The organism is Pedobacter alluvionis (genome assembly GCF_003664035.1).
GTDB lineage: Bacteria > Bacteroidota > Bacteroidia > Sphingobacteriales > Sphingobacteriaceae > Pedobacter > Pedobacter alluvionis.
Window position 1 is genome coordinate 1,636,259 of sequence record NZ_RCCK01000010.1, and the last position, 21,967, is coordinate 1,658,225.

A 21,967-nucleotide genomic window follows, 5' to 3' on the forward strand; every position below is an offset into this window, starting at 1 on the left:
TAGCTTATTAGGAAACTTGTATACCAAATTTTACAATAAAAAAGGGAATTGGAAAGGTAAAACGTAAGATGGGATTTGTAAGAAGTCTGGGAGCGGAGGAACGAAGTTTAAGCTTTCCAGAATTAACGCCTAACGCCATGCGCTTAGTGCTCTTAGCTCAACGCCCTCTGCTCAAAACTAAAAACCCTCAATCACTTTAAGCAATTGAGGGTTTTCTTATAAAAAGGATAAATTACTTTTTAGCTTGTTGTTGCTGACGCATATAGTCATCTAAACGCTGTTGAAATTTAGATTTTTTCTTTTTCTCGTCAGCTGGTCTGGCTTTGTTTTGCTGGATTAGCGCATGAATTTTATCGTCGTCAACCATTTTACGGATTAAGAATTGCTGTCCGAAAGTCATTAAGTTGGCTAAGAAATAATAATAGTTTAATCCGGCAGGGTAGCTGTTCAATACCCCTAAGAAAATAACCGGCATAATATAACCGATGTATTTCATTTGGCCTGTTGCTCCAGAAACCTGGTTATTGAAATAAGTCATAATTAATGTAGAGATGGTCATCAATACACACATTAAACTTAAGTGATCGCCAATTTGAGGGATTTTTACGCCAAATTTGATAAACTCATCATAGGTTGATAAATCTTTCATCCACAAGAAACTTTCACCGCGTAGCTCGAATAAGTTCGGGAAAAAGAAGAAGAAGGCCATTACCAAAGGCAGCTGTAATACCATTGGCAAACATCCACCCAAAGGATTTACACCTGCTTTCTTATATAGTTTTAAATATTCCTGTTGAACCAATGTTGGGTTATCTTCACCTACTTTAGCTTTAATTTCATCCATTTCTGGTTTCAATACACGCATTTTAGCCATTGATAGGTATGACTTGTAAGTAAGTGGTGATAAAGCAAGTTTTAACAAAATGGTTAATACCAAAATGATTAAACCGTAGTTCCAGCCAAAGCTGTTTAAGAAGTTAAATACCGGTAATACAATAAAGCGGTTAATGTATTTTAAAGGCCAGTAACCCATATCAACCTGCTGCTCTAAATCATAACCTTGTGCTTTTAGGGCAGAGAATTTGTTGGTTCCGAAATAGAATTCCATTTCATAAGCCTGGTTAGCCGTATGCGCATAAGGCAATTGCATATTGGCATCATAAAACTTCACCTGTCCAGGAGCCGTTGGGATTTTAACCTCTAAACTTCCCTTTTCGAAAGCTTGTTTAGAGATTAAAGAAGCTGAGAAAAAGTGTTGTTTAAAAGAGAACCATTGGATTTTACCTTTCGATAATTCTTCTTTCTCATCTTTCGAAACGCTTAAGTGGTTTACATCGCCATCTAAATATTTGTAGTATGGTGTAGAATACCGGTGTTCACTATCGAGTGATTTTTCTTGTTGTAATAAGATAGTCGACCAATTTAAACCAATAGTATTACCTGCAATTACCTGTTGTAAACCAACTAAATTAACATTGAAAGCTACGTTGTTGCTTAAGGCCTTTAAATCGTAAACATATTCTACGTAAGCATTAGCGCCATAGTTGGCACGCATGGTAACCGTATTGCCTGTTTTTGTCGAGGTAAAATATAAATCGTTGGTATTAATTACTTTACCAGCTACATTTAAATTTAAGCCAAACTTGTTTTCGCTACCAGCAAATAAAATAAGTGGTTTACCGGTAAAGGTTTTCTGTCCTTTAACTTCAACAGATGTAATTTTACCACCTTTATTGCTTAAAGTGATTAATAATTTTTCGTTTTCCAGAACCGTATTGGCTTCAGTACCCGTTAAAGCAGTGCCAAAAGGGCCTTTTAGGGCTAAAGAATCTACAGCTGGGTTAGCAATCGCAGCAGTTTTTGTTGTGTCTTTTTGAATTGGGCTAACGCCAATCTTTTTTAGTGAATCGGCTCTTTTTGTAGAGTCGATTCTTACTTGTTCTCTTTTTACTTCAGCTTCATTTGGCTTCAAAAAGTAGAATGATCCTGCCAAAATGATCATGATCAGGAACAGTCCTGTGAAGGTATTTCTATCCATTATTTATGTATATACTGCTTTTAATTCGTTTTCTTTTTTGCAAACTCCATCGCAGCGGCGACAAATTTAACAAAAAGTGGGTGAGGATTAGCAACTGTTGATTTTAATTCTGGGTGAAACTGTCCGCCAACGAAAAATGGATGATTTTTTAGTTCCACAATTTCAACCAAATTGGTTTGCGGATTCATACCTGACGCAATCATTCCTGCATCTTCATATTGCTTTAAATAAGCATTATTAAATTCGTAACGGTGACGATGACGCTCATTGATATGCGATTTACCATAAATAGAAAAAGCTTTTGTTCCTTTTTTAATATCGCAAGGATAAGAGCCTAAACGCATTGTTCCACCTTTATTGGTTATTTTTTTCTGCTCTTCCATCATGTTAATGACCGGATTTGGCGAATTTTCTTCAATTTCTGTCGTGTGTGCATCTTTCAAACCTAAAACATTACGGCCAAATTCGATAACTGCACATTGCATACCCAGGCAAATCCCGAAGAAAGGGATATTGTTCTCACGAACATATTTGATGGCATCAATTTTACCCTCAATACCGCGGCTACCAAAACCCGGTGCAACTAAAACACCTTGTAAATGACTCAATTTCTCTTTTACGTTATCCGGGAAAATACCTTCAGAGTGGATATATTCTACCCTGACTTTACATTCATTTTTCGAACCTGCGTGTACAAAAGATTCGATAATTGATTTATAAGCATCAGGTAATTCTACGTATTTACCAATCAAACCGATTTTTACTTCGGCAGTCGGGTTTTTTAAACGGCCAAGGAAATCTTTCCAGCTTTCCATATCCGGATCGTTCTTGGTAGGCAGTTTTAATTTCGATAAAACAGTTTTATCCAATTGCTCTTTTAACATCAACAATGGCACATCATAAATAGTAGATGCATCCATCGATTCGACTACCGCATTGATGTTAACGTTACAAAATAATGCAATTTTTTTTCTGATATCAGCGCTGATGTGGTGTTCTGTTCTGCAAACCAATATATCTGGCTGTATTCCGTATTCCAATAAGGCTTTAACCGAGTGTTGTGTTGGTTTGGTTTTTAATTCACCGGCAGCAGCTAAATAAGGAACCAGGGTTAAGTGAATAACAATTGCATTGGAGCTGCCTTCTTCCCACTTAAACTGACGAACAGCTTCGATAAATGGCAGAGATTCAATATCACCAACGGTACCACCAAGTTCGGTAATTACAATGTCGTATTCTCCGCTATCTCCCAAAATGCGCATGTTACGTTTAATCTCGTCGGTAATATGTGGAACAACCTGCACCGTTTTGCCTAAATATTCGCCTTTACGCTCTTTACTAATTACGTTTTGGTAAATGCGGCCAGTAGTAATGTTATTTGCCTGAGAAGTTGGAACGTTAAGGAAACGCTCATAATGACCAAGATCCAAGTCGGTTTCAGCACCATCTTCAGTTACAAAACATTCGCCATGTTCGTATGGGTTTAATGTTCCTGGATCGATATTAATGTACGGATCGAATTTTTGAATGGTTACACGGTAGCCACGTGCCTGTAAAAGTTTAGCTAAAGATGCGGAAATGATGCCCTTACCTAAAGAGGAAGTTACACCGCCCGTAACAAAAATATACTTTGTCATGATTGATAATTTGTGGAATTAACCAAGCTTTTTAAGCCTGTTTAATTGTTTTTGTACGGGATACAAAGGTACAAAAAATTATCACTCGATTGGGTTTTGTATGAATATTTTTTATTGGATTTATGTGGTTGATATTGAATATTTTAGGCGAGATGCCTCTTAAAGTATCAGCGTATAAAGTTCTTTTTTAATATCTGCTATCTTTCTGGGATTCTTTTTATCATCATAACGCGTGTAAAGGTCGACCATTTTTTTGAAATCTTTTTCCGTATCGGTTCTCTTTCCCTTTGCCGGAGGTGCGATGTTTAAAATCGGAACATTTTTCGCTTCAACCTTGATAGCAAACCAGGTGGTGTTGTAACGAGGTATGGCCAAACCCAATATCATTCCCGGTAAACCGGTAAATCCCTCCGGGCCACCTTTTAATAAAATCTCATCAGTATAAAAGGCCACTACAGTAACAGAATCGTTTATTACGGTTGTCGCCTTACGGCATTCGTAACCAGCAATTTGGCGTACATCATGCATAATTTTCCATTGGAGACGGGGAATAGTGTCTTTTAAAATAAAATCCTCGCCATTTATTGGCTTTCTGATTACCCTTGCTTTTTTGCTGAAATCTGTATACATTTCATTGGTATTCTCACCAGCAATAAAGAAGAAATTATTATCGTTTAAGGTTTCCTTCGGTTTAACCTTATAAATGGAGCTACTATCGTTAAAACTATAATTCCAGCTGGAAGTCCTGTACTTGCTCATTTTATCTTTGGCATCGTCTGACATCCAATCGTTTTCTGCCAATTGCTGCTTTTGGTTGATCTTTTTTTCAAATGTTATTTTAGCACTTCTGATGAAAACAGCTTGTGCCCTGATTATGGTAACTGCAAAAAATAAAATTATGCTTAATCCTAAATATTTCATCTGATGTTATTTTTTGTCTTGTTTAACAAAGTTTCCGGTTAAATTATAGGTGACACCGATCAGGACATACCTTGGAATAAAACTGTTGGTGTTCTCACTAATACTGTTGCCGCCAACATATCGATTGTAACCGATTCTTTCAGCTAAAATATCTGAAATCGCTACTTTTAATTCCAGTTCCTGGGCTTTAAGCATCTTCTTTGATAAATAGGCATTCCAGATGGCAACATTTACCGGCTTGCTGAACGAAGCGTTGGCAGGCTGGTATGATAATGATATTGAGGTATTGAATTCGGTATTGTATGGCAGTTCTATCGTACCGGAGATTTCGTGGTTATGGTAAAAGTTTTTACCATTATTTATGGAGCCGATGGATGAGCGGCTGTTTGAAAAGGTAAAGGACGGATCGTACTGAATTTGAAATTTATCGCTGTAATAACTGAAACGAGGGCGTAAACTGATACTGTTGTTTACATTTTCATTCAGTTTATTGTTTAAAATAGAAACCGAGTTTGAATGGTTATAACTGGCATTTAAGCCCGTACTAAAATTAATTTTGCTGAAACTTTTATTAAAACTTGCACCGGCGTAAAAATTGTTATTGCCATTCAGATTGATGTAACTACTTGTCGTTTTGTTTACCTCATCTACTGTACTCGTACTCGCTACTGCATTTTTGGTAAAACTGTAGCCCATACACATATGCGTACATTTGCGATTTTTGCTGGTAGGTGTTTAAATTAAAGCCAAAATTATTGTTGAATGATGGTTTTAAATTTGGATTACCTTTTATTTCGTAAAGTGGATTGTTTATTTGCCTGATGGGTTGTAGTTGATCTAAGCTGGGCTGTCGCGTATTTCCGTTATAGTTTAAGGATGCACTTGTATTTTTACCGAGTTTATAGTTAAGGTTACTCTGTGGTGCCCAGTTTAAGTAATTTCGGTTAAATTTGTTGCTGCGGTCTAAATCATTCAGCTCGAATGTTGTTTGTGTAGCCTCTGCACCGCTAGATAAAGTAAATTTCTTCGCCCGATATTGTAATACCACCTTGCCTATATTCGAAAAATTATTAAAATCGAAATTATTACTTAGCGAATCGATCCGTTTATTATTTAATGACTTATCGAAAACCAGTTTATGGCTATTGGAGTTTACCGTTTTAAAGCTATAGGCGGTTTGCAAGGATAATTGTTTGTTCAGCGGTTCAGTATACGATATTCTTGCACCAAGTGAAGTTTCCTTGCCCGAGTTATCATTGAGGAAGTCCTGAGTGATCGGCGGCCCTTTAGGTACGCCGTTGTCATCATAATAATTGGTGACACTTTTACTGTTGCCGAGACTGGTGCCGTTTTTGGTTTCTGGTTGTAAATCGATAGACAGTGTCCTTCCTTTTTTGGCAAACTTTTTCGAATAATTGATATTGCCGTTAAACAGATTGTCAACTCCGTTGCTATTGTTTGTTTGATCACTGTTGTTTACAAAAAATCCTGCTCCGTTTTTGGTTTCGTTAGTGCTTTTGTATTCATTACTGTTTTTGTTTTTGCTCGCAGCAAATGATATCTTTAATGTAGACAGCGAGTCTATCTTAACATCAACGCCTCCTTTTAAACTCTGTCCCGAACTCTTAGTTTCGCTGTTTGCACTGCTGGAACTAAAGAAATTTGTTCCATTTGGCAATAGTGACTGGTTTTTAGAAGTCGTTCTATCTATAACATCCCGATTGTTGCCTTTATAATTGAGTTTCAGACCTACTTTATTTTCATTCCATTTATCGGAGAAATGTGCGCCATAACTGGTGATATCAGGCAAGCCGTCTGTTGGCGAGAAACCATCATCATCTCGATTGCCGTACATAATCATAACGGTACTGCCATCATCGCCAACTTCAATTACATCATAATCATTTCCTTTTAATCTGCTCATGGCTTCACTTGCTTTCGAATCCTGGTTGGTATTAGAGTTAAATCCAAAGACTGCAGCTTTTAATTTACTTTTGTAGATACCAGCCATGCCCCCAACGTTTTTAAAATGATTTAAATCACTGTTGGCATCCAGCGTGCTCAGATAGCCATTTTTAGCATTCTCCTTGAGTTTAATATTCATCACCTTCTCTTTGGCATCACCCTCTTTTATTCCCGATAATTCTTCCTCTTTGGTTTTTTTGTCGTAAACCTGAACTTCACTAACTGCATTAGCCTTTAGGTATTTCTGGGCCAGAAGCGGATCATCGCCAAAAAATTCTTCTCCATCAACCAAAAGAGTATTTACATCTTTTCCACCTGCTTTTATTGCACCATCTTTATCTACTTCAATTCCAGGTAATCGCCTTAACAGATCCTGCAGGTTGGCATGTGGCTTAACTGCAAAGCTATCTGCCTGGTAGGTTATCGTGTCGCCTTTCATGCTGATGGCCTGTTTTTGTGCCTTGATTGTCACCTCATTCAAAAGTGTGGCTTTGCTATCCATTGCAATATTACCCAGGTTAAATTTAGATGAATCTGACAACTGGATGTCTCTTATATAATCGGCCATTTTAGGAAAGGTGATGACTAAAGTATAACTGCCTTTTTTTAGGTTAGCTAATTCGAATTCACCGTTGGCTTTGGTCCGCGTATCCGTAACTAGGATAGAATCTTTGCTTGATACCAGCAGGATAGAACTGTTTTGTAATTTTTTCTTCTCAACCGTATCAACAACGACGCCTTTTATGCTTGCTTTTTGTGCGAGTGCTGGAAAAAATAGTAGTGAAAAAATAAAAACCGGGAAGAGTTGCTTGAGCATGTATGTTTTAGAGAAACGTTAAATAATCTGTGTTTGGTTATGTGCTCTAAAATACAACTATTTATTTAGTTTATGAATAAATGTTAAAATATTTTTTTATGGTGGAAAGAGGAGGGAAAGCTTAATGTACAGAATGATGGCATTTTATTTCCCTGCTGCCAAAATCAATTTTTTGATGAGTACAATCTGTCCTAAATGATAATAACTGTGTTCAATTACAGCTTCTATATTCCGCAGGTGAGTGCCATACTTTTCTGTTACAAATATCTCGTCTAACTTTTCATCTGGCATTTTTTCTACTGTGATAGCAAAAACTGAAGCATTTGTCAAAAAATCATTGACTAGTTTTTTCCAGTCTGCTTCTGAATATATAGGTGGAAGATTATAACTGTACTGGTCTTTAATTTCTAAAGGTCCACCATTAAATACATGTAAAAGTCCAAGCAGATAATAATTAATATGATAGGTTAGGGCAGCAATGGTATTTAAATTTTCTACCTGATGGATGGCCTGTTGCCAGGTAATTTCTTCTAACTGATCTCTATAATTGGTATTAGCTATCCAATAACCATTTAAAAAAATCTCTCTTAAGCGATTTGCTATAAAATCAGATTTTTTCATCGATAAACTTTTAAATAGTTTTGATTAACAACAATTATAATAAATTTTCACCTTCTGCTCTTTTTCGCTCCAGGCAATATAAATGTTGTTCTCTTTTCCTAAACGGTATTTAAAGCCATTTAAACCTGATTTTTTTAGTTCCTCATAAAGGGCCTTATCCGGTGTGTATTTATCCGCCTTATCTTCGGGCATTACTGCTGGCTCCAGAAAATTATCATCGCTGAAAAAGTCGTCTGCAATGGTTTTTAGGAAAATAACCTGGTCTTTCTCTTTCGAAAGGTCAACGTTAGGGTCGGTATTGTTAACCAGTTCTGTTCCCTTTATTTTAGCATTGTAAATCTCTTTTCCATCAGCATTTTTGATCGTGAAATTTAATACCATTTCCTCTGGTTTTCTGCCGGTAAGTTCTATCCTAAAAGTGTCCAAACGTTTTAAATCAGAAAAAGATTTAGCCAGACTTTGGTTCACATTTTTAAACTCAATGGCATTGGTCTCTTTTTTGCCATTCGAATTACAGGCAACAAGCGCTAAAAGACAGATAGCAAGGAAGAGCGGTATATTTCTCATATTTCAAAACTACAAATTTTATCAGGTGGTTTAAAATTAAAAGGAGTAGCCACCCGATAACCACAATTGAAAATCGAAATATCAATCAGGCAATTTGTTTAAATTATTCTGAACATTAAAATAATTTCCCTAGCCTAACGGTAATGAATAGTATGTTTCGTTACAGGTAAACTAAAACACGAAAATTTTGGCGATACCATTAAATATTATTGGATTAGATCATTTTGTTATTATATTTGTGTAACTGATTACGTAATCTATTTTGTTATGAATTTTTTTGAAGAAGTAGGTAAAGTAGCCATTGGCAGCAGGTTAAGAATTTTGACCGATAAGGTGACTGAAGATGCAGCACAAATTTATAAGTTGTATCATATTGATATGCAGCCCAAGTGGTTTCCTGTATTTTATGCTTTAGTCCGGGAAAAAGAAAAAACAATTACCAAACTGGCTAGAGATATTGGCCATTCTCATCCATCTGTAAGCAAAATTATCAGTGAGATGCTGAAAAAAGGTTATGTCAAAGAAAGTAAAGACAAAGCTGACGGGCGTAGAAATGTAGTGAGCCTTTCAAAAAAAGGAGTGGAGATCTCTAAAGAAATAAAAGATCAGATCATTGATGTAAATGCCGCTATTGAAGAGATCTCGGCACAAGCGCAGCATAAACTTTGGGAAGCAATAGGCGAATGGGAATTTTTACTGGAGCAAAAAACTTTATTAAGAAGGGTAATCGAAAAGAAAAAGGAAAGAGATAGTTTAAAGGTTGAAATTGTAGATTACCTGCCCGAATACCAGGAAATATTCAGGTCGCTGAATGTAGAATGGATTTCAACGTATTTTACCATGGAAGAATCTGATTATAAAGCTTTGGATGATCCTCAGGGTTATATTTTAGATAAAGGAGGTTTTATTCTTGTTGCGCTTTACGAAGGCGAACCCTTGGGCGTTTGTGCGCTGATTAAGATGAATGATGAAGAATATGATTTTGAACTGGCCAAAATGGCCGTATCGCCAAAAGCCCAGGGAAAAAATGTTGGGTTTTTACTGGCGAATGCCATTGTTGAAAAAGCTAGGTCATTAGGTGCCTCTAAAATTTATTTAGAAAGCAATACCATTTTAAAACCGGCCATAAATCTTTATCACAAATTGGGTTTTAAAAAAGTGGCAGGTAAGCCTACTCCTTATGCACGATGTAATATTCAGATGGAGCTGGCGGTAAAATAGTCTGAAGTCGGTAGTCCGAAGAAGATTGATCTCAAGTCATTAGCATTTGGCCGTGAACCATCAAACTATCAACCATGAACCAACCAATAAACTAATGACTAATGAACATCAAAACCTTAGTCGTGCTTCAGCGCCTCCAATAAATTGTTTAATTTCAATAAATCTTCAGGGGTATCAATAGCAACAGTTTCAAGGTCGGTAACTTTGGTTTGGATATAAAAACCATTTTCAATCCAGCGCAGCTGTTCCAGACTTTCGGCAATCTCTAATGAGGATGGAGGAAGTTTGGTTATGGCTTTTAACGACTCCGTGCGGTAACCGTAAATCCCGATGTGTTTATAAAACTGGTGTTTCTCTGCCCATACACCCGGTTCACCATTTCTGATAAAAGGAATTGGACTGCGACTAAAATATATCGCCCGGCCATTTACATCAATCACCACTTTAGGGCTATTGGGATTGTATACACTTTCCTGACTTTGAATAGATTTGATTAATGTTGCTAACTGTACTTTTTCTTCAATAAAACAGCTTGCCAATAAATCGATCTGGGCAGGTTCGATAAAAGGTTCATCGCCCTGGATATTGATCACGATATCGTATCCCGTTAAAGTTTCAATCACTTCTGCGCACCTGTCCGTTCCACTTTGGTGATTAGAGGAGGTAAAGATAAATTCTCCGCCAAACCTGGTCACTTCATCTGCAATCCGTACATCATCGGTGGCAATTACTACTTTTGATAAGCTTTCGGCTTTCGATGCTTGCTCATAAACCCTCTGGATCATGGTTTTTCCGGCAATATCCACTAAAGGTTTTCCCGGAAAGCGGGTAGAGGCATATCGCGCCGGAATAATGCCTATAACCCCTAAATCCCCACGTGGGGACTTTAAATTTTTACCGATCATATATTGTTGCGATAGAATTGATAAAAAACAAATATAAAGATCAATGCAATAATAATAAAAGATACAGGATGAGCGAAATTAAATGTCCAGCCCAGCAATTTTACACGCTTTGGAACAATTAACCTGGAGTCTTTTTTGTTGAAATAAAAAGTACCCCATTTCCAATTTTCTGGATTTTCATGCTCGAAATCTTTTTGCATATTTATCGCATTAAATATTTAAACCATTTATTATGAATGCAACTCCCCTTTAGGGACTGGGTGTTAAAACAGTCCGTTAATCTCTGCCTCTATAGATTGGATTACCGTTCCTAAATCTTCGGGATTATTGGTGAAATCTAATTTGTCTTTATCTAAAATTAATAATTTCCCGAGTTTATACCCCTTAATCCAGGCCTCGTATTTTTCGTTTAGTTTAGAAAGGTAATCGATACGGATACCTGCTTCGTATTCACGGCCACGGCGCTGAATATTGTTAACCAAGGTAGGTACCGATGCACGCAGGTAAACCAATAAATCTGGTGGTTTAATAAAAGAGGTAATATTATCAAAAATAGCCCTGTAATTATCATGATCGCGGGTGGTCATTAAGGCCATATCGTGGAGGTTCTCTGCAAAAATATGTGCATCCTCGTAAATGGTCCTGTCCTGGATTACATTACGTTTATTGACTTCAATATCAGTGATTTGCTGAAAACGGCTGTTCAGGAAATAAATCTGAAGATTAAAGCTCCAACGTTTCATGTCGCTGTAAAAATCTTCCAGGTAAGGGTTATTGTCCACAGCCTCATATAAAGCTTCCCATCCATAATTCTTAGCCAATAAACCTGTTAAGGTAGTTTTACCGGCACCTATATTTCCTACAATTGCTATGTGCATATTTTTTTGCGTTTTGCGGTGAGCGTTTTGCGTAAGGCGATTATAGCGCCAACCGCCAGCCGCTTACCGCAATATTAATTAAAAACTTTTAAACCCGATTAAACTGCGAACCTCTCTGATGGTTTTTTGAGCACTTTCACGAGCCTTTAATGCACCATGTTTAGCCACTTGCCTTAAATAAGAATCATCTTTGGCAATGTCCTGAATGCGTTCACGCATAGGCGCAGTAGCAATAATCATATCTTCTGCCAGTTGTTTTTTGAAATCGCCGTAACGGATCTGCATTTTGTTGTAAAGCTCTTCAAAATGCGCATGCGTATCAACACTCGAAACTACCTTCATTAAATCGAAAAGATTCTGGATCGGTTCAGGTTTTGGTTGGTTTTCTTCCGTCGGACCACCATCACTAACCGCTCTCATTACTTTTTTACGAATAGTTTCAGGATCATCAGACAGGTATACCGCATTGGCTTCGCCTTCTGATTTGCCCATTTTTCCTTTTCCATCTAAGCCTGGTACTTTAACCAGTTTATCAGAGTAGCTAAAAGCATAAGGTTCAGGGAAATATTCGGTATTATACAATCTGTTGAAACGGTTTCCGAAAGTACGGGCCATCTCTAAATGTTGTTCCTGATCTTTTCCAACAGGTACTTTGGTCGCCTTATGGATTAAAATATCGGCTGCCATTAATACCGGATAAGTTAATAAACCTGCATTAACGTTATCGGGGTTGGCACGTACTTTATCTTTAAATGAAGTACTACGCTCTAATTCACCCATATAAGCGTTCATATTTAGGTATAAATATAGTTCCGCAATTTCGGGAACATCACTTTGTATATAAATGGTGCTATTTTCTGGATCTATTCCACTTGCCAGGTACTCAACCAAAACATGTTTAATATTTCCATGTAAATCGGCTGGAGTTGGATGTGTAGTTAAAGAATGTAAATCGGCGATAAAAAAGTAGCAGTTATATTCGCTCTGCATTTGAACAAAGTTTTTAACTGCACCATAATAATTACCCAAATGTAATTTTCCTGTTGAGCGGATGCCGCTCACCACTGTTTCTTTCATAATGGCACGAAATTAAAAATAAAATACAAGCAAATCATAATCGCCTTGATTTTAATGATAAGATTTTTAGTGTAGTCGTCCTCTCGACCGTAGCAGCGTAACTTGCGATCGCTATCTACACTGAATTTTCAATAATTTAATCATCATTTCGATCGAAGTCCCGTTTCGTGGTCGTCATCTCGACCGTAGCGCAGCGTTGTGGAGAGATCTATAACAACAAATCCCTTCCCTCTAATGGTTAGAGTCTCACCGACCACAAGAATTTATTTAATAGATTTGAAAATGAAAGCCAGCATTTCATCGGAGGTTTCAGCCCTTCTTTCCGTTGCAAGTCCTCGCTGCGCTGTGGGCTTTACACTTCAATAAGGTTTATAAACAAAGGTGTCTGCAAGCATGGAGCCGTTTTTACCTGCTAGCATCATCGGATCGAGAATCCTCATCAAGCGGCCGTCATCTCGACCGGAGCGAAGCGAAGTGGAGAGATCTGTGAATTGGCTGTTTCTCACCGCAGTCTTTATCCTTAGTTTGAAATATCAAACTATTTTATATTTTTGGTATATCTATGACCAACTTTCTAAGGCAAGTACACCGGATATGGTTTTTATTCTGGATATTGTTTTTCTTCGCTCTCTTTTATCCCCTTTACTACATTACTTCACGTAATGAAAAATATTACGGTATTTTAAACTTTTTCCGTAAAGCCAATAGCTTTTTATGCAGCCTGTTTTCGGGTGTTTTTTTTCGCTACCACTACGAAGAAAAGCTTATTCCTAAACAAACTTATATTTATTGTGCCAATCATACTTCCAATCTGGATATTATGATTTTTTGCATCATGGGGCATGGAAAATTCCATTTTATGGGAAAAGATGAGTTATTGAATAATCCTGTATTGGGCATTTTCTTTAAAACCATCGATATTTCTGTAAACCGCGACAGTAAAATTTCTGCTTTTAAAGCATTTAAAAAAGCTGGCGAAAACCTTGAAAAGGGGATGAGCCTGGTCATTTTTCCGGAGGGTAAAATTGATGACCATTATCCACCGAAGTTAGGCGAATTTAAAAATGGCCCGTTTCGTTTAGCCATTGATAAAAATATCCCTCTGGTGCCTGTGAGTATTACCAATGTTTGGAAAATTAATTGGGATGATGGCGCAAAATATGGAAGTAAGCCGGGAATTTGCGATATTTACGTCCACAAACCCATAAATACCTCAACGTTAGCTGATGTTGATTCTGATGTATTGAAAGAAAGGGCTCACAGTTTGATTGAGAGTAAGTTAATTTAGAATATGAATTTAGACGCAAAAACCATCCATAAAATAGCCGATCTGGCCCGAATTCATATTGATGAAAAGCAGGTGGATACACTGATTCCTGAAATGAACAAAATTTTATCATTCATGGAAAAGTTAAATGAATTGGATACCTCAGATGTAAAACCTTTGGTTTATATGAACGAATCGGTAAATGTTTGGAGGGAAGATGTAGTTAAGCAGGAAATAACTACAGCTGATGGTCTGAAAAATGCAGCAAAGCATACTGACCAATTTTTTATGGTTCCAAAAATTATTGAAAAGTAATGGTGTAATCGTCATGCTGAATTAATTCAGCATTTTTAAGCTTAACATTTGTGCAGTAATTTTATCCCTCTTGTAACATCTTACCCTTTACGCTTGTCTAAAAAAGAAAAAACATGGAGAAACCACTCATCACTATAAAAGAAATTGGCCGTAAATATGTTATTGGATCTGAAGTGATTCACGCTTTAAAATCAGTTTCTTTAGATATTAATAAAGGCGAATTTGTAGCATTGATGGGCCCGTCTGGTTCTGGTAAATCAACCCTGATGAATATTTTAGGCTGTTTGGATACGCCGTCAAGCGGAACATATATTTTAAATGGAACGAATGTAAGTCAAATGAGTGATGATGCCTTGGCAGAAGTACGCAACCAGGAAATCGGCTTCGTTTTCCAAACTTTTAACTTATTGCCACGATCAACTTCTCTTGATAATGTTGCTTTACCTTTAATTTATGCCGGAACAAGTAAAAAGGATCGGGATGCAAGGGCAGCTAAAGCATTGGAAAATGTTGGTTTAGGCAATCGTATGGATCATAAACCCAATGAACTGTCAGGTGGTCAACGTCAGCGTGTGGCAGTGGCCAGGGCTTTAATCAATAATCCTTCTATTATTCTGGCCGATGAGCCTACCGGTAACTTAGATACCAAAACATCAATAGAAATTATGGGACTGCTTGAAGAAATTCACAGTAAAGGCAATACCATTATTTTGGTTACGCATGAGGAAGATATTGCGCAGCATGCCCATCGCATTGTACGTATGCGCGATGGTTTGATTGAAAATGATTATTTAAACACTGATATAAAAAATGTATCTCCACGCTTGCAGGCATTGAAGGATAACGGTAGCGATTGGGAGAAAATAAACTAGCACTAAGGTGTAAGGCTTAGGGCGTAAGGTTTAAGGCTTTTAAAACCCTATACCTTAAACCTTTTGCCTTTAACCTTTCTAAATGAAAATCTACACTAAAACTGGCGATAAGGGCCAAACATCACTTATTGGTGGTACGCGTGTACCTAAATATCATTTACGTATCGAAACCTATGGTACTGTTGACGAGTTAAATTCGTACATCGGTTTAATTATGTGTCAGGATATTGAGGTATGCGACCAGAAACTGCTAAAAGAGATTCAGGATAGGTTATTTACCATTGGCTCGTCGCTGGCTGCAGACCCGGAAACTTCTAAAATGAAGATTCCCGATCTGCACGATACTGATATTACCCTGTTGGAAAATGAGATGGATCTGATGAACGAAAAGTTGCCTGCCCTAAAACATTTTGTGTTACCTGGCGGAAATACTGTTGTTTCTTACTGCCATATTGCACGCTGTGTTTGCAGAAGGGCAGAACGTTTGACAGTCGAGCTTGCAGAAAATAGCTTTGTAGATGAGCGGGTAACAGTTTATCTGAATCGTTTAAGCGATTATTTATTCGTTTTGGCACGAAAACTGACGGTTTATTTTGAGGCTGAAGAAAAAATTTGGATTCCTCGGTTATAATAGTGGAAAAATAAGTTTGTTTTGCTCAAAAATTTTAATATACTTTGCGCAATAATAAGAACAGGAATTTAATTGAATTGACGATATGTATTGGACATTAGAATTAGCATCGCACTTGGAAGACGCACCATGGCCTGCAACTAAAGACGAATTAATTGATTATGGTATCCGCTCTGGTGCCCCGGTAGAAGTAATTGAAAACTTACAGGCATTAGAAGATGATGGCGAACCTTATGAAACGATTGAGGAAATTTGGCCTGACTATCCAACTAAAGAAGATTTCTTCTTTAACGAGGACGAATACTAGGATTTTAAAACAGATAAAAAAACCTTTCAGTAAAACTGGAAGGTTTTTTTATTTATTATTTTAATGATGTAAATCAGTAGGATAAGCAAAATATTTACATTTTTTAAACAAAATCTAAAAGCCGTGTGTTAATAATGCAAAATGTAACATTACTAAAAAAATTAACACTATGGGAAATTTATTGTATTTAGTCGCAGTAGTATTGGTAATACTATGGGTGATCGGATTTGTATTTCATGGCTTCGGCGATGTTGGTGGTATCATCCACGTATTATTGGTAATCGCAGTAATTGCCATCTTATTAAAAGTAATTGGCAGGGCAGCGTAAAAATATATCGCACCGACATTCATTCGTTCAGAAGTAGGGAACACTTTGAAATAGATGGATTAAAAAAAGGAGTTTCATTTTTGGAACTCCTTTTTTATGCGATTGTTATGCTACTTCTTTCAGTTAAAAATGTTGTTATCAATTGTATTGTAGCTAAGCTATGGTCACGTATTTTTTATATAATAGACCTGAAATGAACTACTTTTGGTTAGATCGCCAAAGTTCTGCTATCAATGACAGATTTAAAAAATCGCCGTCATTTCGATCCGATAGCTATCGGATGAAGCGCAGCGAAATGGAGAAATCTTTAACATAGTTCAAAGATTTCTCTACTACGGTCGAAATGACGAAACTTCGGAGCTGTTTATCTCCTTAAAATCGATTGTCATTTATACTGATTTTACAAAATAAATTATTCACCGTGGTGAGAGCAAGTGTTTAAAATAACAGCACAACTTCTCTCTAAGGGTATATTTTTTCGAATTTAAACTTTTAGCTCTTTAATAACAATTCTGCCAGCTCAAGATCAATAGGATAGGTGATTTTAATATTTCCTCTTTCTCCTTCGATGATATTAATTTCATACCCGATAGATTCTACCACACTTGCGTCGTCGGTGAAATGGGCTTTAAACTCCTGGTTGTAGGCTTCTTTAAGAATATTATGGCTAAAAGTCTGAGGTGTTTGAACCAGAAAGATTTCATCACGATTTAATGCCGTCGTTTTGTCGTTTCTAAGCAAGCGTACGCTATCGCTGGATTGTACTGCCGCAATAACATTTCCCTGTAGCTCAGCTGCTTTAAAACAGTTGTCTATAAGGGATTTGGAAACGAGTGGACGAACAGCATCGTGAATGGCAACATAACTTTCCTCTTCAATAGCGGAGATTGCATTTTTTACAGAGTAAAAACGCTCTGTTCCGCCGTCGATAACCTGGTGCGGGATATGGAAATTAAATTCTTCGCATAACCTGGCCCAGTAAGCCTGCTGATCTTTGTTTAGAACTAATAAAATTTTGGGTTGAGTATCGCTTTGTGCAAAAGCTTTAATAGTATGCATTAAAACCGGAAGGTTTTTGAGCAGTAGAAATTGTTTTGGGGTTTCTGTTTGCATCCGATTGCCAGAACCGCCTGCTACAATTATAGCGTAGTATTTCATGTTTGAGCGTTTAGGGGTTGGCGTTTAGCGCTAAACCGCTAAACGCCAACCGCAAAACTTATATAATTAGCATGGCATCGCCATAGCTGTAAAATTTATATTTTTCTTTTACTGCAACTTCGTAAGCATTCATTACATTTTCATATCCGCCAAATGCACTAACCATCATCAATAAAGTAGATTCCGGGGTGTGGAAATTGGTAATCATTGAGTTAGCAATACTAAAGTCGTAAGGAGGGAAGATGAACTTACTGGTCCAGTCGTTAGCTGCTTTTAAGGTTCTGTTAGCAGAAACAGCCGATTCGATAGCACGCATTGAAGTGGTTCCTACCGCACAGATTTTTCTTTTATCCTCTAAAGCTTTGTTTACAATGTTCGCATCTTTTGGTTCGATGATAAACTGCTCCGAATCCATTTTGTGTTTAGTTAAGTCTTCAACCTCAACCGTTCTGAAAGTTCCTAAACCAACATGTAAAGTTACTTCTGCAAATTCTACACCTTTAAGCTCAAGGCGTTTCATTAGCTCACGACTGAAGTGTAAACCAGCAGTTGGAGCTGCTACTGCACCCTCGTGTTTAGCGAAAATAGTTTGATAACGTTCTTTATCCTCGGCAGTAGCTTTACGTTTAATATACTTAGGAAGAGGAGTTTCACCTAAAATTTCAACGTTTTTTCTGAATTCTTCGTCAGTACCTTCAAATAAGAAACGGATAGTACGACCACGTGATGTGGTATTATCTACAACCTCGGCAACCAATAAATCGTCGTCGCCAAAATATAATTTATTGCCTACGCGGATTTTACGTGCCGGATCTACTAAAACATCCCATAAACGTAATTCCTTGTTTAATTCACGTAGTAAGAAAACCTCGATGGTTGCACCTGTTTTTTCTTTATTGCCATATAAACGGGCTGGGAAAACCTTGGTGTTGTTTAATATCATTACGTCTTTGTCATCGAAATAACCTAAAACGTCTTTGAAAATTTTATGTTCAATTTTACCGCTGTCTTTGTGTAAAACCATCAGGCGAGCTTCATCGCGTTGTTCTGCCGGATTGTTGGCAACTAATGATTCAGGTAAGTTGAATTTGAATTGTGATAATTTCATTCTTGATGAATTTTTTGAGGTGCAAAAATACGAATTTAATTTTTCTTTTTCGTATTTTATCAAACGCAATTTGTGTATATTATGTTTTGAACATTTTAAATCAAATAATACAGTGTGATTAATGCATTGTAGACGTAAAATTAATTAGTTTTGAAGATAAGCTGTAACCTTTTGAGAAGCTTTGCATCTAACCTTTAATTATGATAATCTTTAGGCTAATAGGCGAGAGTTTCCGTTTTGCATTTGATGCACTGCGCCAGAATAAATTGCGCACCATGTTATCGCTTCTGGCTATAACAATTGGTATTTTTACCATTATCGCTGTATTTTCTGCAGTAGATACCTTTCGTGGTAAATTGCAGGCCAGTGTAGATAAATTAGGTTCTAACACCATTTATGTTCAAAAATGGCCCTGGAGTTTTGGCGATAATTACCCATGGTGGAAATATATGAACCGTCCTCAGCCTTCGTTGCGCGATTTTGAAGCTCTCCGGGAACGAATTGAAAATGCACAAGGCGTTACCTTCGAAATATCGACCAGCGATAGGACCATCAAATATAGAAGTAGTTCGGTTGAAGGGATTTCAGTGTGGGCGGCATCGCACGATTTTAATAAAACCTGGAATTTCGAGCTTCAGGATGGGCGCTATTTTACTGAAAATGAAAGTAAAAACGGATCACCTGTTTGTATTTTAGGTTCTGATATTGCCGATGGACTTTTTGATGGAGATGCGGCGGTAGGTAAACAGGTCCAGATTTTAGGAAGAAGATTGACTGTTGTTGGTGTTTTTAAAAAAGAAGGGGAAGACATGTTGGGTACTTCTCTTGATAAAAATGTAAATATTCCCATTGCTTTTGCAAAAGGTGTTTTAGATATCCAGAGTGAACGTTATGGTCCACAAATTACCGTTCGTGGTAAGGATAATGTAAGCTTAGAAGAAGTTGAAAGCGAATTAAAAGGCTTAATGCGTTCCATCCATAGAATTAAACCAGGCCAGGAAGAAGATTTTGCGTTAAATAAAACCACTATTATTTCTAACCAGTTAGATTCGATGTTTAAAATGGTGAATATTGCCGGTTGGGTAATTGGTGGATTTTCAATTTTGGTTGGTGGTTTTAGTATTGCCAATATCATGTTCGTTTCGGTTAAGGAACGTACCAATATTATCGGTATCCAGAAATCATTGGGCGCTAAAAATTATTTTATCCTGCTTCAATTCATATTTGAATCCATCTCATTATGTATTTTAGGTGGTTTGCTGGGTTTATTACTCGTCTTTTTACTCGCGCTGGGGATTGGTGCTGCCACAGATTTCCATATTATATTGGGCTTGAATAATATTGCCTTAGGTATTGGAATATCGATCATTATTGGTACGATCTCTGGTTTTTGGCCTGCATATTCAGCCTCGAGGTTAGATCCGGTAGAGGCGATTAGAAGTTAATTCAGTTGACAGTTTTTAGTTAGCAATTTGCAGTTGTCTGCACTTACCGTAGTGAATAAACCTTATTGAAGTGGAAGCCCGCAGCATAGCGAGGAATATAACGGAAAGAAGGACTGGATTCTCCGATGGGATGCTTGCTTTCATTTTCAAAGTATAAAGAAATACTCTTATGAGGTCTGAATTAAATAAGAAGATTTCTGGCGATAAAATCGCCTTTCTCATTAATCCTCGTTACAAACGAGGACTATAGTAGTTGACAGTTTTTAGTTTCAGTTGCAATGCCCATTGTTCATAAACCTTATTGCAGTGGAAAGCCCACAGCGCTGGACTTGCAACGGAAAGAAGGGCTGAAACCTCCGATGAAATGCTGGCTTTCATTTTCAAATCAAAAATATTATTCTAGTGGCCAGTGAGGAACCAAACACAAAGGGATTTGTTGTTATAGATCTCTCCACTACGCTGTGCTCCCGTCGAGATGACGGCCTTGAGATGGGAATGTAGTCAAGATGATGATCATACTATAGAAAATAAAACCCCTCATTAAATTTTAATTAACGAGGGGCTTTTATTATATGAAGTCAACTGAAAACAGCCAGTTGCAAAAGACTAGGCTAATTTACCTAAAGCTTCTTTAATTCTTCTTAATGCTTCAACTAAACTCTCGTCGGATGCTGCATAAGATAAACGGATATAGTTATTGTTTCCAAAGGAATCGCCACCAACGGTTGCTACGTGACCAACGTTTAATAAATATAAAGCAAGATCTGATGAATCTTTAATTACGTTTCCATCTGCATCTTTTTTACCGAAGAAAGAGCTGATTTCAGGGAAAAAGTAAAATGCCCCATCAGGAAGATTTGTTTTTACCCCTGGAATTTCGTTTAACAGGTTATAAACCAATTCTCTACGGCGTAAAAATGCTTCTTTCATTTCTAAAACACTTGCTAAACCTTGCTCGTAAGCAACAATTCCGGCTCTTTGTGCAATTGAGCATGTTCCGGAAGTTGTTTGTCCTTGCAATTTATCGTTGGCGGCTGCAATTTCTTTATTTGCTGCAATGTAACCTAATCTCCAGCCTGTCATGGCGAAAGCTTTAGAGAAACCATTAACAATGATTACACGGTCTTTAATGCTGTTGAATTGCGCGATAGATTCATGTTTATCAACAAAGTTGATGTGCTCATAAATCTCATCAGATAAGATGTAGATATTTGGATGTTTTTCGAAAACGGCAACCAGGGCTGCTAATTCTTCTTTGCTGTAAACTGATCCTGTTGGGTTACAAGGCGAAGAAAACATAAATAATTTCGATTTCGGCGTAATGGCTGCTTCTAATTGTGCAGGAGTAATTTTGAAATCACTTTCGATATCTGTGTCAATAAAAACAGATTTTCCTTCTGCCAGGGTTACCATTTCTGAGTAAGAAACCCAGTAAGGTGTAGGGATAATTACTTCATCCTCCGGATCAATCAAAGTTAGAATAACATTTGATAAAGATTGTTTTGCACCTGTTGAAACAACGATCTGCGAAATATCATAATCCAGGTTGTTTTCTGTTTTTAACTTGTTTACGATTGCCTGGCGCAGGTCTGGATAGCCCGGTACCGGCGAATAACGTGTATAATTTTCGTCTAATGCCTGTTTAGCAGCATTTTTTACGTGATCAGGTGTGTTGAAATCGGGTTCGCCAACGCTTAAACTAATGATGTTAATGCCCTTAGACGCTAATTCGCGACCAAGTTTAGTCATTTTAAGGGTTGCAGATTCGGAAAGACTGTTGATTCTTTTGGATAAGGTGCTCATGGTTAATTACTTTGAGCGCAAATATATAAACCAAATATTATTCTGCACTAAAAAAGACATAGTTTTTCTTATTTAATTTATTCGAT

At 37.2% G+C, this 21,967-nt stretch carries 22 protein-coding genes; 8 read left to right on the forward strand and 14 right to left on the reverse strand.

Going from position 1 to position 21,967, the window contains the following annotated elements; translation table 11 throughout:
* Positions 1 to 232: 232 nt before the first annotated feature.
* The 7 genes from yidC to BCL90_RS07160 all read right to left on the reverse strand — a co-directional run bounded on the left by yidC (position 233) and on the right by BCL90_RS07160 (position 8,566).
* Positions 233 to 2,038, reverse strand: coding sequence for a membrane protein insertase YidC (gene yidC / locus BCL90_RS07135; RefSeq protein ID WP_121283291.1), 1,806 nt, complete (start codon positions 2,036 to 2,038; stop codon positions 233 to 235).
* A gap of 20 nt (positions 2,039 to 2,058) precedes the next feature.
* The gene (locus tag BCL90_RS07140; protein WP_121283292.1) at positions 2,059 to 3,675 is read right to left on the reverse strand and encodes a CTP synthase; all 1,617 of its coding nucleotides are present in this window, start codon (positions 3,673 to 3,675) and stop codon (positions 2,059 to 2,061) included.
* A gap of 159 nt (positions 3,676 to 3,834) precedes the next feature.
* Positions 3,835 to 4,596 (reverse strand): GLPGLI family protein, encoded by a 762-nt coding sequence (locus BCL90_RS07145; RefSeq protein ID WP_121283293.1) that lies wholly within the window; start codon positions 4,594 to 4,596, stop codon positions 3,835 to 3,837.
* A 6-nt stretch (positions 4,597 to 4,602) separates the two neighbouring features.
* Positions 4,603 to 5,292 (reverse strand): hypothetical protein, encoded by a 690-nt coding sequence (locus tag BCL90_RS26010; protein ID WP_244095066.1) that lies wholly within the window; start codon positions 5,290 to 5,292, stop codon positions 4,603 to 4,605.
* Positions 5,240 to 7,378 (reverse strand): outer membrane beta-barrel protein, encoded by a 2,139-nt coding sequence (locus tag BCL90_RS07150; protein ID WP_244095067.1) that lies wholly within the window; start codon positions 7,376 to 7,378, stop codon positions 5,240 to 5,242. The genes BCL90_RS26010 and BCL90_RS07150 overlap by 53 nt, the downstream gene beginning before the upstream one ends.
* A gap of 144 nt (positions 7,379 to 7,522) precedes the next feature.
* Entirely contained in the window at positions 7,523 to 7,999 is a 477-nt protein-coding gene (locus BCL90_RS07155) for a DUF1572 domain-containing protein (protein ID WP_121283294.1), read from the reverse strand.
* A 24-nt stretch (positions 8,000 to 8,023) separates the two neighbouring features.
* Positions 8,024 to 8,566, reverse strand: coding sequence for a hypothetical protein (locus BCL90_RS07160; protein ID WP_121283295.1), 543 nt, complete (start codon positions 8,564 to 8,566; stop codon positions 8,024 to 8,026).
* 267 nt (positions 8,567 to 8,833) lie between these two features.
* Between BCL90_RS07160 and BCL90_RS07165 the strand changes: the two genes are divergently transcribed.
* Positions 8,834 to 9,787 carry a bifunctional helix-turn-helix transcriptional regulator/GNAT family N-acetyltransferase gene (locus BCL90_RS07165; protein WP_121283296.1) on the forward strand — a complete coding sequence of 318 codons (954 nt, stop codon included), beginning with the start codon at positions 8,834 to 8,836 and terminating at the stop codon, positions 9,785 to 9,787.
* A 116-nt stretch (positions 9,788 to 9,903) separates the two neighbouring features.
* Here BCL90_RS07165 and kdsB read toward each other — a convergent pair whose 3' ends face one another.
* The 4 genes from kdsB to trpS all read right to left on the reverse strand — a co-directional run bounded on the left by kdsB (position 9,904) and on the right by trpS (position 12,647).
* A complete protein-coding gene (kdsB, locus tag BCL90_RS07170) occupies positions 9,904 to 10,692 on the reverse strand; it encodes a 3-deoxy-manno-octulosonate cytidylyltransferase (RefSeq protein ID WP_121283297.1) in 789 nt (262 codons plus the stop codon).
* Positions 10,689 to 10,892 (reverse strand): DUF5808 domain-containing protein, encoded by a 204-nt coding sequence (locus BCL90_RS07175; protein WP_121283298.1) that lies wholly within the window; start codon positions 10,890 to 10,892, stop codon positions 10,689 to 10,691. Before BCL90_RS07175 ends, kdsB begins: the two co-directional genes overlap by 4 nt.
* A gap of 63 nt (positions 10,893 to 10,955) precedes the next feature.
* Complete coding sequence (locus tag BCL90_RS07180) at positions 10,956 to 11,570, reverse strand: deoxynucleoside kinase (protein ID WP_090500686.1); 615 nt, start codon at positions 11,568 to 11,570, stop codon at positions 10,956 to 10,958.
* Positions 11,571 to 11,648: 78 nt separating this feature from the next.
* The gene (gene trpS / locus BCL90_RS07185) at positions 11,649 to 12,647 is read right to left on the reverse strand and encodes a tryptophan--tRNA ligase (RefSeq protein WP_121283299.1); all 999 of its coding nucleotides are present in this window, start codon (positions 12,645 to 12,647) and stop codon (positions 11,649 to 11,651) included.
* A 562-nt stretch (positions 12,648 to 13,209) separates the two neighbouring features.
* Here trpS and BCL90_RS07190 point away from each other — a divergent pair.
* The 6 genes from BCL90_RS07190 (at position 13,210) to BCL90_RS07215 (ending at position 16,367) form a co-directional block, all read left to right on the forward strand.
* Positions 13,210 to 13,935, forward strand: coding sequence for a lysophospholipid acyltransferase family protein (locus tag BCL90_RS07190; protein ID WP_121283300.1), 726 nt, complete (start codon positions 13,210 to 13,212; stop codon positions 13,933 to 13,935).
* Between the two features lie 3 nt (positions 13,936 to 13,938).
* Positions 13,939 to 14,229: an Asp-tRNA(Asn)/Glu-tRNA(Gln) amidotransferase subunit GatC gene (gene gatC / locus BCL90_RS07195; protein WP_121283301.1), complete on the forward strand. Its 291-nt coding sequence runs from the start codon at positions 13,939 to 13,941 to the stop codon at positions 14,227 to 14,229.
* Positions 14,230 to 14,342: 113 nt separating this feature from the next.
* Positions 14,343 to 15,101 carry an ABC transporter ATP-binding protein gene (locus BCL90_RS07200; protein WP_121283302.1) on the forward strand — a complete coding sequence of 253 codons (759 nt, stop codon included), beginning with the start codon at positions 14,343 to 14,345 and terminating at the stop codon, positions 15,099 to 15,101.
* Between the two features lie 82 nt (positions 15,102 to 15,183).
* Complete coding sequence (locus BCL90_RS07205) at positions 15,184 to 15,732, forward strand: cob(I)yrinic acid a,c-diamide adenosyltransferase (protein WP_121283303.1); 549 nt, start codon at positions 15,184 to 15,186, stop codon at positions 15,730 to 15,732.
* 85 nt (positions 15,733 to 15,817) lie between these two features.
* Positions 15,818 to 16,039: a DUF2795 domain-containing protein gene (locus tag BCL90_RS07210; RefSeq protein ID WP_010603503.1), complete on the forward strand. Its 222-nt coding sequence runs from the start codon at positions 15,818 to 15,820 to the stop codon at positions 16,037 to 16,039.
* A 169-nt stretch (positions 16,040 to 16,208) separates the two neighbouring features.
* Positions 16,209 to 16,367 carry a lmo0937 family membrane protein gene (locus BCL90_RS07215; RefSeq protein WP_109924584.1) on the forward strand — a complete coding sequence of 53 codons (159 nt, stop codon included), beginning with the start codon at positions 16,209 to 16,211 and terminating at the stop codon, positions 16,365 to 16,367.
* Between the two features lie 492 nt (positions 16,368 to 16,859).
* Here the strand turns inward: BCL90_RS07215 and BCL90_RS07220 are convergent, their stop codons facing one another.
* Complete coding sequence (locus tag BCL90_RS07220; protein WP_121283304.1) at positions 16,860 to 17,525, reverse strand: 2-C-methyl-D-erythritol 4-phosphate cytidylyltransferase; 666 nt, start codon at positions 17,523 to 17,525, stop codon at positions 16,860 to 16,862.
* Between the two features lie 58 nt (positions 17,526 to 17,583).
* Positions 17,584 to 18,633, reverse strand: a complete 1,050-nt coding sequence (queA, locus tag BCL90_RS07225) for a tRNA preQ1(34) S-adenosylmethionine ribosyltransferase-isomerase QueA (RefSeq protein WP_121283305.1) — start codon at positions 18,631 to 18,633, stop codon at positions 17,584 to 17,586.
* A gap of 200 nt (positions 18,634 to 18,833) precedes the next feature.
* Between queA and BCL90_RS07230 the strand changes: the two genes are divergently transcribed.
* Positions 18,834 to 20,078, forward strand: a complete 1,245-nt coding sequence (locus BCL90_RS07230) for an ABC transporter permease (protein ID WP_121283306.1) — start codon at positions 18,834 to 18,836, stop codon at positions 20,076 to 20,078.
* Between the two features lie 606 nt (positions 20,079 to 20,684).
* Here BCL90_RS07230 and BCL90_RS07235 read toward each other — a convergent pair.
* Positions 20,685 to 21,881, reverse strand: a complete 1,197-nt coding sequence (locus tag BCL90_RS07235; protein WP_208529858.1) for a pyridoxal phosphate-dependent aminotransferase — start codon at positions 21,879 to 21,881, stop codon at positions 20,685 to 20,687.
* Positions 21,882 to 21,967 lie beyond the last annotated feature (86 nt).

Bases quoted from the DNA above. Each gene is read 5' to 3' on its own strand.
- yidC (WP_121283291.1), bottom strand. From the start codon at position 2,038: ATGGATAGAAATACCTTCACAGGACTGTTCCTGATCATGATCATTTTG.
- BCL90_RS07140 (WP_121283292.1), bottom strand. From the start codon at position 3,675: ATGACAAAGTATATTTTTGTTACGGGCGGTGTAACTTCCTCTTTAGGT.
- BCL90_RS07145 (WP_121283293.1), bottom strand. From the start codon at position 4,596: ATGAAATATTTAGGATTAAGCATAATTTTATTTTTTGCAGTTACCATA.
- BCL90_RS26010 (WP_244095066.1), bottom strand. From the start codon at position 5,292: ATGGGCTACAGTTTTACCAAAAATGCAGTAGCGAGTACGAGTACAGTA.
- BCL90_RS07150 (WP_244095067.1), bottom strand. From the start codon at position 7,378: ATGCTCAAGCAACTCTTCCCGGTTTTTATTTTTTCACTACTATTTTTT.
- BCL90_RS07155 (WP_121283294.1), bottom strand. From the start codon at position 7,999: ATGAAAAAATCTGATTTTATAGCAAATCGCTTAAGAGAGATTTTTTTA.
- BCL90_RS07160 (WP_121283295.1), bottom strand. From the start codon at position 8,566: ATGAGAAATATACCGCTCTTCCTTGCTATCTGTCTTTTAGCGCTTGTT.
- BCL90_RS07165 (WP_121283296.1), top strand. From the start codon at position 8,834: ATGAATTTTTTTGAAGAAGTAGGTAAAGTAGCCATTGGCAGCAGGTTA.
- kdsB (WP_121283297.1), bottom strand. From the start codon at position 10,692: ATGATCGGTAAAAATTTAAAGTCCCCACGTGGGGATTTAGGGGTTATA.
- BCL90_RS07175 (WP_121283298.1), bottom strand. From the start codon at position 10,892: ATGCAAAAAGATTTCGAGCATGAAAATCCAGAAAATTGGAAATGGGGT.
- BCL90_RS07180 (WP_090500686.1), bottom strand. From the start codon at position 11,570: ATGCACATAGCAATTGTAGGAAATATAGGTGCCGGTAAAACTACCTTA.
- trpS (WP_121283299.1), bottom strand. From the start codon at position 12,647: ATGAAAGAAACAGTGGTGAGCGGCATCCGCTCAACAGGAAAATTACAT.
- BCL90_RS07190 (WP_121283300.1), top strand. From the start codon at position 13,210: ATGACCAACTTTCTAAGGCAAGTACACCGGATATGGTTTTTATTCTGG.
- gatC (WP_121283301.1), top strand. From the start codon at position 13,939: ATGAATTTAGACGCAAAAACCATCCATAAAATAGCCGATCTGGCCCGA.
- BCL90_RS07200 (WP_121283302.1), top strand. From the start codon at position 14,343: ATGGAGAAACCACTCATCACTATAAAAGAAATTGGCCGTAAATATGTT.
- BCL90_RS07205 (WP_121283303.1), top strand. From the start codon at position 15,184: ATGAAAATCTACACTAAAACTGGCGATAAGGGCCAAACATCACTTATT.
- BCL90_RS07210 (WP_010603503.1), top strand. From the start codon at position 15,818: ATGTATTGGACATTAGAATTAGCATCGCACTTGGAAGACGCACCATGG.
- BCL90_RS07215 (WP_109924584.1), top strand. From the start codon at position 16,209: ATGGGAAATTTATTGTATTTAGTCGCAGTAGTATTGGTAATACTATGG.
- BCL90_RS07220 (WP_121283304.1), bottom strand. From the start codon at position 17,525: ATGAAATACTACGCTATAATTGTAGCAGGCGGTTCTGGCAATCGGATG.
- queA (WP_121283305.1), bottom strand. From the start codon at position 18,633: ATGAAATTATCACAATTCAAATTCAACTTACCTGAATCATTAGTTGCC.
- BCL90_RS07230 (WP_121283306.1), top strand. From the start codon at position 18,834: ATGATAATCTTTAGGCTAATAGGCGAGAGTTTCCGTTTTGCATTTGAT.
- BCL90_RS07235 (WP_208529858.1), bottom strand. From the start codon at position 21,881: ATGAGCACCTTATCCAAAAGAATCAACAGTCTTTCCGAATCTGCAACC.